Below are 13,075 nucleotides of genomic sequence, written 5' to 3' on the forward strand. Positions count from 1 at the left end.
CTGGGCCGGGCACGGGGAATTGGATCACAACCAAGGCTAACAATCGTGCTGAAGCCGCGGCTGACGGGGGCGCGATAATTTGCCGAGGCCAGTCAAGGGAATCCGGTGCGCGCGGCCGGGCTCGCCGCGCTCACCTCCTTCGTCGTGATGACGGCGGCCGACGCCGAGACCACCCGCGGTGTCCTGTTCTGGCTGCTGGGCTCGCTCGGCGGAGCGGACTGGACCGACGTCCGGCTGTGCGCGGCCGTCCTCGTGATCGCCCTGCTGGTCTGCCTCGGACAGGCGCGCACACTCGACGCCTTCGCGTTCGGGCCGGAAGCCGCGGCCTCCCTCGGCGTCTCCGTGGCCCGTACCCGGCTGGTGCTCCTGTGCGTCACGGCGCTGCTGACCGCCGCGCTCGTCAGCGTGGCCGGTGCGATCGGCTTCGTGGGCCTCGTCCTGCCGCACGCCGCCCGCGCCCTCGGCGGCCCCGGACACGCCCGGCTGCTGCCGGTGACCGCGCTCGCCGGGGCGGTCTTCCTGGTCTGGGCCGACACCGTGGCCCGTACCGCACTCGACCCGCGGGAGGTGCCGGTGGGTGTGGTCACCTCGCTGATCGGCGTACCCGGCTTCGTGCTGATCCTGTACCGCACCCGAAGGGTGAACCGATGACGCTCGGCGCCGACCGTGTCTCCCGCACCGCCGCCGGCCGGCTGATCCTGGACGGCGTCGACCTCACGCCCCTTCCTGGATCCCTCACCGGTCTGCTCGGCCCCAACGGCTCCGGCAAGTCCACCCTGCTGCGTCTGCTCGCCGGTGTCCTCATTCCCGCTTCCGGCGTCGTCACCCTCGACGGGCACCCGCTCGGCGACCTCGGCCGCCGGGCCGTCGCCCGGCGCGTCGCCGTCGTCGAACAACAGGTCGACACCCAGCTCGACCTGACCGTGCTCGACGTCGTACGTCTCGGCCGCATCCCCCACCGACGCGCCTGGTCGCCCTCGACTCCGGCCGACGAGAAGGCCGTTCGCACCGCGCTGGAGCGTACGGACCTGACCGACAAGGCCGACCGCTCCTGGCACACGCTCTCGGGCGGCGAGCGCCAACGCGTCCAGATCGCCCGCGCGCTCGCGCAGGAACCACGCGAACTCCTCCTCGACGAACCCACCAACCACCTCGACATCCAGCACCAGCTCGACCTGCTGGCCCTGATCGCGGAACTCCGCGTCACCAGCGTGGTCGCTCTGCACGACCTCAACCTCGCGGCCATGTACTGCGACCGGATCGTCGTCCTCGGGCAGGGCCGGGTCGTCGCCTGCGGCACCCCGGCCGAGACGCTCACCGAGGCCCTGATCGCCGACGTCTACGGCGTACGCGCCATCGTCACCAGAACGGGCGAAGGCCCCGGCGACCACCCCCACATACGGTTTCTGGGAACACTCCCCGACCGCTGAGGAACCTGCCGCGCCCACTCGGCGCGGATCGACGCGTCATCCCGCCGGCGGCGACCATCCCGGCCGGAGGAGTTCATGGACGTCGGTACCACCGTCTATCAGGGCGACACGGCGCTCGGCGTCGTCGAGGAGTTCGTGCATCTGCGGCTGCTGTCGTCGCGCGAGCGTTCGCCCGAGCGGGACGAAGAGGTCGCCTCCAAGGTGCGGCAGCGGCTTCGGCACCGCCGTACGCTCCGCGGATCCCGCCCCGGAACATCCGGCACTGGGGGCTCGGCGGTCGCAGGAGTGGCTCGCGGGTGCCGTACGCATCACCGATCTCGTGGTGGCGCCCGCGGCGCGCGGCCGTGGCGTCGGCACCGGGCTCCTGGACGTACTGCTGCTGCCCGCCATGGACGAGCGGGCCTGGGCGGTGACCGACCATCAGGACACCGCGGCGCTGAACTTCTTCCGCTGTCGGGGCCGGCGCCAGACCGTGTACCCGCAGCCCGGGGCGCACCCCACCCAGATCGTCCTCCTCGCTCCGCGGCACCCGGCGCTGTCCGAGATCCCTGTGCTGCCGTAGTACGAACCCGGCCTGTTGATCAAGACCACCCCTGGGAGGTCAAGGTCACAGCCGCGTCCTCTGCTGCTCACCTGCGTATCTGGCCTAGCATCCGAGCATGACGGTCCTGCCTGACGACGGGCTCTCGCTGGCCGCCGAGTTCCCTGATGCGACCCATGAGCAGTGGCAACGCCTGGTTGAAGGCGTCCTGCGCAAGTCGGGCAAGGAAGTCTCGGGCGCGGCAGCAGAAGACGCTCTGTCCACCACGCTGGAGGACGGGCTGCGCGCCCGTCCCCTGTACACCGCGGACGACTCCGCGCCCGATCCCGGCCTGCCCGGTTTCGCTCCCTTCGTACGGGGCGGACGCCCCGAGGGCAACACCCTCGGCGGCTGGGACGTACGGCAGCAGCACACGGCCGCCGATGGCGCGGCGGTCCTCGCGGACCTGGAGAACGGCGTCACCTCGCTCTGGCTGGTCGCCGGTGCGGACGGCATTCCGGTGTCCTCGCTCGACCGGGTCCTCGACGGCGTCTATCTCGACCTGGCGCCCGTCGTCCTCGACGCGGGACGTGAAGTCGAGCCCGCCGCACGCGAGTTGCTACGGCTCTACCAGGAGCGCGGGGTCGCCAAGGAGGCGGCGCGCGGCAACCTGGGAGCCGACCCGCTGGGCCATGAGGCCCGTACAGGAGACGGCGGGTTCGACTTCGCGCCCGTCGCCGCCCTCGCGGGGCTGTGCGCCGAGGAGTACCCGGGGCTGCGGGCGCTGACCGTGGACGCGCTGCCGTACCACGAGGCCGGCGGCTCGGCGGCGCAGGAGCTGGGCTGTTCGCTGGCGACCGGTGTCGCCTATCTGCGGGAGCTGACCGAGGCCGGGCTGACCGTCCAACAGGCCGCCTCCCAGCTGGAGTTCCGGTACGCGGCGACCGCCGACCAGTTCCTGACCATCGCCAAGCTGCGGGCGGCGCGCCGGCTGTGGGCGCGGGTGACCGAGGTCTGCGGGGCCCCGGTCGGGCAGGTGCAGCACGCGGTGACCTCGCCGGTGATGATGTCCCGCCGCGATCCGTGGGTGAACATGCTGCGCACGACGGTCGCGACACTGGCCGCCGGAGTGGGCGGCGCCGACGCCGTCACCGTGCTGCCCTTCGACCACGCCCTGGGTCTGCCGGACGCCTTCGCCCGTCGGATCGCCCGCAACACCTCGACGATCCTGGTCGAGGAGTCGCATCTGTCCCGGGTGATCGACCCGGCCGGTGGGTCCTGGTATGTGGAGCGGCTCACCGACGAACTCGCCCACGCGGGCTGGGAGTTCTTCCAGCAGATCGAGCGGGAGGGCGGCCAGGCGGCGGCCCTGCGCTCCGGGCGGCTCGGCCAGGACCTCGCCCGCACCTGGGAGGCGCGCAGCGCGAAGCTCGCCAAGCGGCGCGAACCCATCACCGGGGTCAGCGAGTTCCCGAACCTCGCCGAACGCCTCGTGGAGCGCGAACCAGCCCCCGTGCCGCCGTCCGGCGGGCTGCCGCGGGTGCGGCGCGACGAGGCGTTCGAGGCGCTGCGGGCCCGCTCCGACGCCCACCTGGCGGTGACCGGTTCCCGGCCGCGGATCTTCCTGGCCGCCCTCGGCCCGGCCGCCGCGCACACCGCCCGCCTCACCTTCGCCTCGAACCTGTTCCAAGCGGGTGGCATCGAGCCCGTCACCGAGGGCGCCTTCGAGGACAGCGGTGCCACCGAGGTCTGCCTGTGCTCCAGCGACACGCTGTACGAGGAGCGGGCCGCGGAGGTCGCCGGGGAGCTGAAGGCGACGGGCGCCGGGCACGTGTTCCTCGCGGGCCGTCCCGGGCAGTACCCGGATGTCGATGCCTATGTCTTCGCGGGGTGCGACGCCGTCGCCGTGCTCTCCGCCACCCTCGACCGTATGGGAGTGTCCTGATGGCAGCGATGGGAATCCCCGACTTCTCCGGGATCGAGCTGGGGGTCCCGAAGGCCGACGGCGGGAGCGACGAGTGGCGAAGCGCCGTCAAGAAGGCCACGGGCGGGGCCGATCTCCTGTGGGAGACCCCGGAGGGCATCGCGGTCGAGCCGCTGTACACCGGGCAGGACCTGGAGGGCCTGGACTTCCTCGGCACCTACCCGGGCATCGCCCCGTATCTGCGGGGCCCGTACCCGACGATGTACGTCAACCAGCCCTGGACGATCCGTCAGTACGCGGGCTTCTCCACGGCCGAGGAGTCCAACGCCTTCTACCGGCGTAATCTCGCGGCTGGTCAGAAGGGCCTGTCCGTCGCCTTCGACCTGCCCACCCACCGCGGCTACGACAGCGACCACCCGCGCGTAACCGGTGACGTCGGCATGGCGGGCGTGGCGATCGACTCGATCTACGACATGCGCCAGCTCTTCGACGGCATCCCGCTGGACAAGATGACCGTGTCGATGACCATGAACGGTGCGGTACTGCCCGTACTCGCGCTCTACATCGTGGCCGCCGAGGAACAGGGTGTACCGCCCGAGAAGTTGGCCGGGACCATCCAGAACGACATCCTCAAGGAGTTCATGGTCCGCAACACCTACATCTATCCGCCGAAGCCGTCGATGCGGATCATCTCCGACATCTTCGCCTTCACCTCGCAGCGGATGCCGCGCTACAACTCCATCTCCATCTCCGGCTACCACATCCAGGAGGCGGGCGCGACGGCCGACCTGGAGCTGGCGTACACGCTGGCCGACGGGGTGGAGTACATCCGGGCGGGGCGGGAGGCTGGGATGGACGTGGACACGTTCGCGCCCCGGCTCTCCTTCTTCTGGGCGATCGGCATGAACTTCTTCATGGAGATCGCCAAGATGCGGGCGGCGCGGCTGCTCTGGGCCAAGCTGGTCAAGCAGTTCGACCCGCAGAACGCCAAGTCTCTTTCCCTGCGCACCCATTCGCAGACCTCCGGCTGGTCGCTGACCGCGCAGGACGTGTTCAACAACGTCACGCGTACGTGTGTGGAGGCGATGGCGGCGACGCAGGGGCACACCCAGTCGCTGCACACCAACGCCCTCGACGAGGCGCTCGCCCTGCCCACCGACTTCTCGGCGCGCATCGCCCGCAACACCCAGCTGCTGATCCAGCAGGAGTCGGGCACGACGCGGGCGATCGACCCGTGGGGCGGCAGCGCGTACGTCGAGAAGCTGACGTACGACCTCGCCCGCCGGGCCTGGCAGCACATCGAGGAGGTCGAGGCGGCGGGCGGCATGGCCAAGGCCATCGACGCGGGCATCCCCAAGCTGCGCATCGAGGAGGCGGCTGCCCGTACCCAGGCCCGGATCGACTCCGGACGCCAGCCGGTCATCGGCGTGAACAAGTACCGGGTGGAGACCGACGAGCAGATCGACGTCCTCAAGGTCGACAACTCCTCCGTGCGCACGCAGCAGATCGAGAAGCTGCGGCGGCTACGCGCGGAGCGCGACGAACAGGCGTGCCAGGACGCCCTGCACGCCCTGACCCGGGCTGCCGAAGGCGCCGGCAATCTCCTGGAGCTGGCGGTGAACGCGGCCCGCGCGAAGGCCACGGTCGGCGAGATCTCCGACGCCCTGGAGAAGGTGTACGGGCGGCACGCGAGCCAGATCCGTACGATCTCCGGTGTGTACCGCACCGAAGCCGGCGAGTCGCCCTCCGTCGAACGCACCCGCACCCTGGTGTCCTCCTTCGAGGAGGCCGAGGGCCGTCGGCCCCGCATCCTGGTCGCCAAGATGGGCCAGGACGGGCACGACCGCGGCCAGAAGGTGATCGCCACCGCCTTCGCCGACCTCGGCTTCGACGTCGACGTCGGCCCGCTGTTCCAGACCCCGGGCGAGGTGGCGCGCCAGGCCGTCGAGGCGGACGTGCACATCGTCGGGGTGTCCTCGCTCGCCGCCGGGCACCTCACGCTCGTACCGGCGCTCAGGGAGTCGCTCGCCGAGGAGGGCCGGGAGGACATCATGGTCGTGGTCGGCGGGGTGATCCCGCCGCAGGACGTGCCCACGCTCCTCGAGATGGGCGCGGCGGCCGTCTTCCCACCCGGGACGGTGATCCCGGACGCGGCGTACGACCTGGTGCAGCGGCTGTCCGCCGACCTCGGCCACGACCTCTGACCCCCATGGCGATCGACCTCGGCACCTATGTGAAGGGCGTACTCGACGGAAAGCGGGCGCTGGTGGCACGCGCCATCACGCTCGTGGAGTCGACGAGGCCCCAACACCGCGTCCTGGCACAGGAGTTGCTGACCGAGCTGCTGCCGCACAGCGGGAAGGCGCGGCGGATCGGCATCAGCGGCGTACCCGGTGTGGGCAAGTCGACGTTCATCGACGCGTTCGGCACGCTGCTCACCTCGCTCGGGTACCGGGTCGCGGTGCTCGCCGTCGATCCGTCGTCGAGTCGGACCGGCGGTTCGATCCTGGGTGACAAGACCCGGATGGAGCGCCTGGCCGTCGACCCGGCGGCCTTCGTACGCCCCTCCCCCACCGCGGGCACGCTCGGCGGGGTGGCGAAGGCGACCCGGGAGTCGATCGTGGTGATGGAGGCGGCGGGCTACGACGTGGTCCTGGTGGAGACGGTCGGCGTCGGCCAGTCGGAAACCGCGGTCGCGAACATGGTCGACTCCTTCCTGCTCCTGACCCTCGCCCGCACCGGGGACCAGTTGCAGGGCATCAAGAAGGGCGTCCTGGAACTGGCGGACGTCATCGCGGTCAACAAGGCGGACGGACCGCACGAGCGGGACGCCCGGGGTGCGGCACGGGAGTTGGCGGGCGCGCTGCGGCTGATGCATCCCGTCGACGCCGCCTGGACGCCGCCGGTGCTGAGTTGCAGTGCCCGTGAGTCGACCGGTCTGGACACGGTGTGGGAGCGCCTCGAACAGCACCGCACACTCCTCGACTCCACCGGCCGCCTCGCCGCCAAGCGCCGCGACCAGCAGGTGGACTGGACGTGGACGATGGTCCGCGACGAACTCCTCGGGCGCCTGCACGCCGACGCGGCCGTACGCGCCCTCGCCCCCGGTCTCGAACAGCAGGTGCGGGACGGGGAGTTGACGGCCACGCTGGCCGCAGAGCGCATCCTGGGGGTGTTCGGCGGCGAGCGCGGCTGAACCGCGGGCCAGGTCGACAGGGCCTAGGGCGCACCGGGTGATGCGGTGAGCCCTGTACGCGCCCCTGTGTGCCGGGGGAAAATGCGCCATGTCGACGGTCATAGGGCTGAGGTAGTGCGTACTCAGCCGCTCATTTCCCAGAAAGCAGGTCGGCTGCCGTGCTCTTGCGTCTGCCCACGTCCGTTTCCGAAGCACAGGAGTGCATGGCCGAGGGGGCGGTGCCCATAGGCGGGGCGACCCTGATATGGGCCACCTGGCAGCGGGACGGCTTCCCCGAGCAGGCCATGTCGCTGCGCGACCTGCCGGAAGCCAACACGATCGGCCGCGAGACGCTGGGCGGGGCCGTGATACTGAACCGGATCGACGACCGCGTGCCCGAAGCACTGCGCCGGGCGGCCGCCACCGTGGGGACCGGAGCCGTGCGCCGCACTGCCACCGTCGGCGGCAACATCGTCGGGAGCACCCTGCGCTGTCTGCTGCCCGCCGCACTCGTGCTGGAAGCGCGCGCGGTGGTCCTGGATCCGGACAGCGTCTACGAGACCGACCTGACCGAGGTACTGGCCAAGGGCCACCTGCTGCTCGGCCTCCGCTGGCGCGATCCGATCACCAGCGCCTACCGCAAGCTGCCCGGCGAAGCGGGCGGTCCGCCACCGCTGGTCGTCGCCGCCGCTCTGCACACCGCCGGCACCGGAGGAACGCGCCTGCGAGTCGCCGTCCGCGACGGGTACGACGTACTCACCGAGGGCACCGAGTACGACGCCGGTTCCGACTCCGAACAGCTCCTCGACGACCTGCGTCGCACGGCCGTCGGCGCACTGCACGCCACAGCCTGGGAAGCGGTCCACGAACTGGTCACCGACCTCTTGTCCCGTCCCACCGGTCGTTGAGGGCCCTTCCGAACACCGACAGCACGGTCTTGGCGCTGCCGCCGTCGGCCCGAGGTCGCCCGTCGGGCAGGATGGGCGCCATGACCGAGATCCACACGCCCCGCCTCCTCCTCCGCCGCTGGTCCGACGACGACCTCGTGCCGATGGCGGACATCAATGCCGACCCCCGCGTCATGCACTGGATCGACGACGGCTCCGTTCGCGACCTGGACCACACGGCAGAGGCCATCGAACAGTGGGAAGAGGAATGGGACGAGGAGGGATTCGGCCTCTTCGCCGTCGAACTGCTGGCCTCCGGCGAACTGGCCGGCTTCGTGGGCCTGTCCGTGCCCGAGTTCCTGCCGGAGGTACTGCCCGCCGTCGCCATCAGCTGGCGGCTCGGCTCATCGTTCTGGGGTCAGGGGTACGCCTCCGAAGCCGCCCATGCCACGTTGGAGTTCGCACTCCAGGACCGTGGCCTCGACCGCGTCATCAGCATCACCCGAGCGGGGGACGACGCGTCCGAGAACGTCATCCGCAAGCTCGGTATGACGCTGGAGCGCGAGACGACGCACCCGGTGTACGGCCATCCACTGTTCGTTCACGCCATCGATCTCACCGAGTTCCAGGCCTGAACCCGCCGAGTCGTCGATTCCCGCGGTTCATGCCCTGGTACGGTCCGGCGCGGCCGGCGACGCGACGAGCACCTGGGTGAGCGGGATCCGCGCCAGCAGGATCGCTCCGTACAGGATCAGGGCGGCCCCGACGGTCTCGGGGATCAGCCACCAGCCGGTGCGTACCCGCTCCGCGTACAAGGTGACGCCCAGGACGAGGCTGACCAGGGCGTCACCGAGGGTGAGGGCGGGCTGGGAAGCGACGAGGGGGCCGGACTGGACGGCGTTCTGCAGGAGGAACAGCGCGCAGACTCCGGTAGCGGCGAAGGCGTAGGTCTGCCAGGCGAGGAAGAACCCGGTGACGCCGCCCGTCTCCCAGGCGTGCGTGGCGTCCTTGATCAGGGCCGCGGTGAGTGCGTAGCCGATGGCCGCCGCGGCGCCGAAACAGGCCGCGCGGGCGCGTCCGGCCGGGCGCCGCAGCGCGACACCGACGGCGGCCACGATGACGCCGACGCAGCACACGATGGCCAGGATCCACCCGCCGGTGGTGGGCCGGTCGGTCCCGACCGAGGGGGCGGCCGCGGCCAGCACGGTACCCAGCCCGACGGCGATGCACACCACGGCGGTCCACCCGCGCCGGGTCACCCGTCGCCGTAGCACCAGACCGCCGATGAGCAGAGCGAACGGCAGTTCCAGGACGAAGATCGGCTGTACGACGGACAGCGCTCCGTTGACCAGCGCCAGCGCCTGGAAGCATGCCGCCGCCATGACCGCGGCCATCCCGCCCAGCCACACCGGCCGGTGCAGCAGCTCGACGAGCAGTCTGGCGTGGAAGCCCTCGGACAACGGCACGTCCTGTGCCGCGCGGCGCTGGAGGACAGTGGCGGTCGCGTTGCTGACCGCGGCCAGCACCGCGAAGACGACGGAGAACACCAACGCCACCGGCTTGCCCCTCCTTCTCTCCCGCTCCTCTCCCGCTTTCTCCCACGGGCACCGACCGAGGCGCACGGGTCACCCCCCATGCTCCCGCGCCACCATGGAGTCCGCCCCTTGGCACACCCAGGTGCCGTTGCCCGGGCCACGGACAAGGCCACGCCATGGCCGCCATGCGCTCGACGCGGTCAGCCCCGCGGCCGGAAATGACGGGTTGGCCGAGAACGTCTCCGCCTCACGAGCGGTAGGAACGGTTCCGCCGTTCCCGGTCCGGACGGTACTGGCCAATAGCGCTCCGTCACCCAGGGGAACCGCACGGTGGCGAAAGTCGCCGGGGCCGGCCGCCCGCGCCTCAGGCGTCATGGGCGGATGCGGGTGATCGCGCGGCGTGATGGGCCGGTTACACAGCCTTCACGAGACGTACGCTTCCGGCCGACCGCCCCTTCCGGCGTGCCGGTTGGGGCAGACGGTGCGCTCGCGGTCTGCCTAGCCTCCCGGGCCATGCGATCCACTCTGATGAGACGCCTCGGTCTCGCCGCCGTCTTCGCCCTTGTCCTCGCCGTGTTCGGTCTGGCTCCCAGCGCGAGCGCGGCCGACCCGGCTCCGGCCGACCTGACGTTCACGACCGACAGCGCCACCACCCACCCGGGCGGCACGGTGAACCTGTCGATGACGATCACCAACAACAGGACGTACGACGTCTGGTTCATCCACCAGACGATCGACCCCACGTGGCTGACCACGCAGCGCCCCGACCTGAAGTACGGCTTCACCGGTTGCACTCTGGCCACGGCGGCCGGCAGCACCCCCTGTTCCGGTACCGGGCCCGCCAACCTCGGCGCCAACTACGGCGCGACCATCCCGCCCGGTCAGAGCCGGACCGTCACACTGACGCTGCAGATCGCCGCCGACTCCGGCTGCAACGGCAACATCGGCTTCTACTCGCACTTCTACGCCGAGTTCAGCGACAGCGCCAACTCCAACGGCGGTCCGGTCTACACGCCCGAGACCCGCGTGCTCTGCCCCTGACGGCAGACCGGTGACCACGTCGGATCGGGCTCCGGTACGGGGCATCCACGAGGTCACCTGGCCCTCGGTGGCGGACGGTTCGCGCTGCGCGCGCGTCGGCCGCCACCGGCATGTCGGGGCCGATTGACATCAATTCCGGCCCGTACACGGGAAGTTCACATGGTCTGGGCCGGTGACGCCGCAACGCGGCGGACTCCCTCGCTCCGCATCCGCCCCGGCTCAGGTCACGACCAGCCCGCGGGGCCCATGGGGCAGTCGCGCCCCACACGGATGTGACGCGACGGATGCGTCGGCGACCGGTACCTGAGGGGGGGCGGCGTCGCGCAAGGGGGTGCGTCCGCTCCGAAGGAGCTGTACTCACCCCTACCCGGGGCGGGGACTTCTCCGCATGCAGCGGACCATACGCAGAACCGCGCTCACCGTGGGCGCTCTCATCGCCTCGCTCGGCCTGCCGACCGGCACGGCCCACGCCGACGCCACCGCACCCCGGATCGATCTGCGGGTCCTGGTCGTGAGCGACGGCGGCCCGTCGACCGATGCCATCGCCGCCGAACTGGACGCCGCGGGCACGCCGTACACCGAGGTCGACCTCCAGCAGTCCGGGAGGTCCGTGATCGACGCCGTCTTCCTGGCGGACACGGTGGACGGTCGTCCGCGCGCCAAGTTCCAGGCCGTCGTCCTGCCCAACGACAACCCGTTCCCGGCGGGCTCCGCCGAGATGGCGGCGCTGGCCGCGTACGAGCAGACGTACGCGATCCCCCAGGTGGACGCGTACACCTACGCGCGTCCGGAGGCCGGGCTCAAGTACCCCGTCAGCGGCGGCTACTCCGGCAGCGTCGACGGTGTGCAGGCCCAGGTCACGGCGGCCGGCAAGGCAGGGCCCTTCGGCTATCTGGACGGCTCCGTGCCGTTCGAGGACAACTCCCCCACGGTGGGCGAGAGTTACGCCTATCTGTCGACGCCCGCCGCCGGGGCCGACTTCACCCCGTACGTCGACGCGCCGATACCGGGGCAGTCGACGCGGGGTTCCCTGGTGGGCAAGTACCGGCACGACGGGCGGCGTGAGCTCGTCGTCACGTTCGTCTACAACCAGTACCAGCAGCAGTTCCGGCTGCTGGCCCGCGGCATCGTGGAGTGGATGACCGGGGGCGTGCACCTCGGCGCCTCGCGCAACTACTTCGCCGTGCACGTCGACGACGTCTTCGCCGCCGACGACCGCTGGGACACCCAGCTCAACTGCACGCCCGGCGACATCGACTGCCCACAGGGCGAGGGCGTGGCCAACCCGATCCGCATGACCCCGGCGGACGTCGACCAGGCCGCCGCCTGGGAGAGCAGCCGGAACTTCACCCTCGACCTGGCCTTCAACGGCGCAGGCAGCGTGGACCAGCCTACGGACAACAACGGGGTCGACCTGCTGGCCGACAAGCTGATCGCCGACCGCGACAAGTTCCGCTGGATCAACCACACCTACACGCACGCCTTCCTCGGCTGCGAGCAGGACACCACCGTGGTGCCCTGGAAGTGCGCCACCAACACCGACGGCAGCACCAAGTGGGTCAGCCGCACCGCCATCTCCGACGAGATCGCCACCAACCGCGCCTGGGGGCAGGCGGCCGGACTTCCCCTGGACACCAGCGAGTTGATCACCGGTGAGCACTCGGGGCTCAAGGTGCTGCCGCAGCAGCCCGACGACAATCCCGACCTGGCGCCCGCGCTCACCGACAACGGCGTGGCCTGGCTCGGCTCGGACAACTCCCGCGAGCCCGACCAGCGTCAGGTCGGTCCCGCCACGACCGTCCCCCGCTACCCGATGAACGTCTTCTACAACGCGGGCCGCGCGGCCGAGCAGGTCGACGAGTACAACTGGATCTACACCAGCCGCGCCCAGGGCGGCAGCGGCATCTGCGAGGACCACCCCGACACCTCCACCTGTCTGTCGGCGCCGCTGGACACCAGCACGGGCTACGCCGACTACATCGTGCCGCTGGAGACGAGGATCGACCTCGGGCACGTGCTCTCCAACGACCCCAAGCCGCACATCATGCACCAGTCGAACCTGGCCGAGGACCGCATCGCGTACCCGGTCCTCGACGGTGTGCTGGACGGGTACGACGCCCTGTTCGCGGACAACACCCCCGTGCTGAACCCGCGGATGAAGGACATCGGCACCGAGTTGCAGCGGCGCGCCGCCTGGAAGACCGCGGTGTCCGCCGGTCAGGTCACCGCCTACCGCATCGGCGACACCGTGACCGTCCAGGCTCCCAGCGGCGTCGCGGTGACGGCCACCATGCCCACGGGCACCACCAACGGCGGCACCGGCTTCGGCTCCTCGTACGCCGGTGAGGTGGCCGGTTGGACCGCGTCGGCGGACGCACCACTCGCGCTCGCCCTGCCGTCGACCACCCCGTCGCTGTCCGCGACCGTCGACGTGTCGCGGAAGGCGGCGGCGACCCGTACCGCTCCGCGCACCCGGGTACCGGCCGGTGCGACCCGGCAGGTGCCCTACACCCCGGACAACTGAACGGCGCACCGACAGACGGTCCCGGCCGCATCACCGGCG

General features: G+C 71.0%; 11 protein-coding genes and 1 pseudogene. 10 read left to right on the forward strand and 2 right to left on the reverse strand.

Going from position 1 to position 13,075, the window contains the following annotated elements:
- Nucleotides 1-126: 126 nt before the first annotated feature.
- Nucleotides 127-651, forward strand: a pseudogene (locus KVT44_RS26185) (FecCD family ABC transporter permease); the annotation flags it as partial.
- On the forward strand, nucleotides 648-1,430 hold the full coding sequence (locus KVT44_RS26190; RefSeq protein ID WP_217569043.1) for an ABC transporter ATP-binding protein: 783 nt from the start codon (nucleotides 648-650) through the stop codon (nucleotides 1,428-1,430). The pseudogene KVT44_RS26185 and the gene KVT44_RS26190, both read left to right, overlap by 4 nt.
- A gap of 36 nt (nucleotides 1,431-1,466) precedes the next feature.
- Here KVT44_RS26190 and KVT44_RS26195 read toward each other — a convergent pair whose 3' ends face one another.
- Nucleotides 1,467-1,652, reverse strand: a complete 186-nt coding sequence (locus KVT44_RS26195) for a hypothetical protein (RefSeq protein ID WP_217569045.1) — start codon at nucleotides 1,650-1,652, stop codon at nucleotides 1,467-1,469.
- Nucleotides 1,653-1,737: 85 nt separating this feature from the next.
- On the opposite strand from KVT44_RS26195, the gene KVT44_RS26200 reads away from it, so the two are divergent.
- From KVT44_RS26200 to KVT44_RS26225, 6 genes are all read left to right on the forward strand, one after another.
- Nucleotides 1,738-1,992 carry a GNAT family N-acetyltransferase gene (locus KVT44_RS26200; RefSeq protein ID WP_308314118.1) on the forward strand — a complete coding sequence of 85 codons (255 nt, stop codon included), beginning with the start codon at nucleotides 1,738-1,740 and terminating at the stop codon, nucleotides 1,990-1,992.
- A 97-nt stretch (nucleotides 1,993-2,089) separates the two neighbouring features.
- On the forward strand, nucleotides 2,090-3,895 hold the full coding sequence (locus KVT44_RS26205; protein WP_217569049.1) for a methylmalonyl-CoA mutase subunit beta: 1,806 nt from the start codon (nucleotides 2,090-2,092) through the stop codon (nucleotides 3,893-3,895).
- Between the two features lie 8 nt (nucleotides 3,896-3,903).
- Nucleotides 3,904-6,078, forward strand: a complete 2,175-nt coding sequence (gene scpA, locus KVT44_RS26210) for a methylmalonyl-CoA mutase (protein ID WP_217569135.1) — start codon at nucleotides 3,904-3,906, stop codon at nucleotides 6,076-6,078.
- A 5-nt stretch (nucleotides 6,079-6,083) separates the two neighbouring features.
- Nucleotides 6,084-7,070 carry a methylmalonyl Co-A mutase-associated GTPase MeaB gene (meaB, locus tag KVT44_RS26215; protein WP_190171710.1) on the forward strand — a complete coding sequence of 329 codons (987 nt, stop codon included), beginning with the start codon at nucleotides 6,084-6,086 and terminating at the stop codon, nucleotides 7,068-7,070.
- Nucleotides 7,071-7,228: 158 nt separating this feature from the next.
- Nucleotides 7,229-7,957: an FAD binding domain-containing protein gene (locus tag KVT44_RS26220; RefSeq protein ID WP_217569051.1), complete on the forward strand. Its 729-nt coding sequence runs from the start codon at nucleotides 7,229-7,231 to the stop codon at nucleotides 7,955-7,957.
- 80 nt (nucleotides 7,958-8,037) lie between these two features.
- Nucleotides 8,038-8,571 carry a GNAT family N-acetyltransferase gene (locus KVT44_RS26225; protein ID WP_190171712.1) on the forward strand — a complete coding sequence of 178 codons (534 nt, stop codon included), beginning with the start codon at nucleotides 8,038-8,040 and terminating at the stop codon, nucleotides 8,569-8,571.
- Between the two features lie 27 nt (nucleotides 8,572-8,598).
- Here the strand turns inward: KVT44_RS26225 and KVT44_RS26230 are convergent, their stop codons facing one another.
- On the reverse strand, nucleotides 8,599-9,492 hold the full coding sequence (locus KVT44_RS26230) for a DMT family transporter (RefSeq protein WP_217569053.1): 894 nt from the start codon (nucleotides 9,490-9,492) through the stop codon (nucleotides 8,599-8,601).
- Nucleotides 9,493-9,984: 492 nt separating this feature from the next.
- Between KVT44_RS26230 and KVT44_RS26235 the strand changes: the two genes are divergently transcribed.
- Nucleotides 9,985-10,512: a hypothetical protein gene (locus KVT44_RS26235; protein WP_217569055.1), complete on the forward strand. Its 528-nt coding sequence runs from the start codon at nucleotides 9,985-9,987 to the stop codon at nucleotides 10,510-10,512.
- Nucleotides 10,513-10,900: 388 nt separating this feature from the next.
- Nucleotides 10,901-13,036, forward strand: a complete 2,136-nt coding sequence (locus tag KVT44_RS26240; protein WP_217569057.1) for a hypothetical protein — start codon at nucleotides 10,901-10,903, stop codon at nucleotides 13,034-13,036.
- The last annotated feature ends 39 nt before the right edge of the window (nucleotides 13,037-13,075 follow it).

It is taken from the genome of Streptomyces sp. GbtcB7 (genome assembly GCF_019091445.1).
GTDB classification, from domain to species: Bacteria; Actinomycetota; Actinomycetes; order Streptomycetales; family Streptomycetaceae; genus Streptomyces; species Streptomyces mirabilis.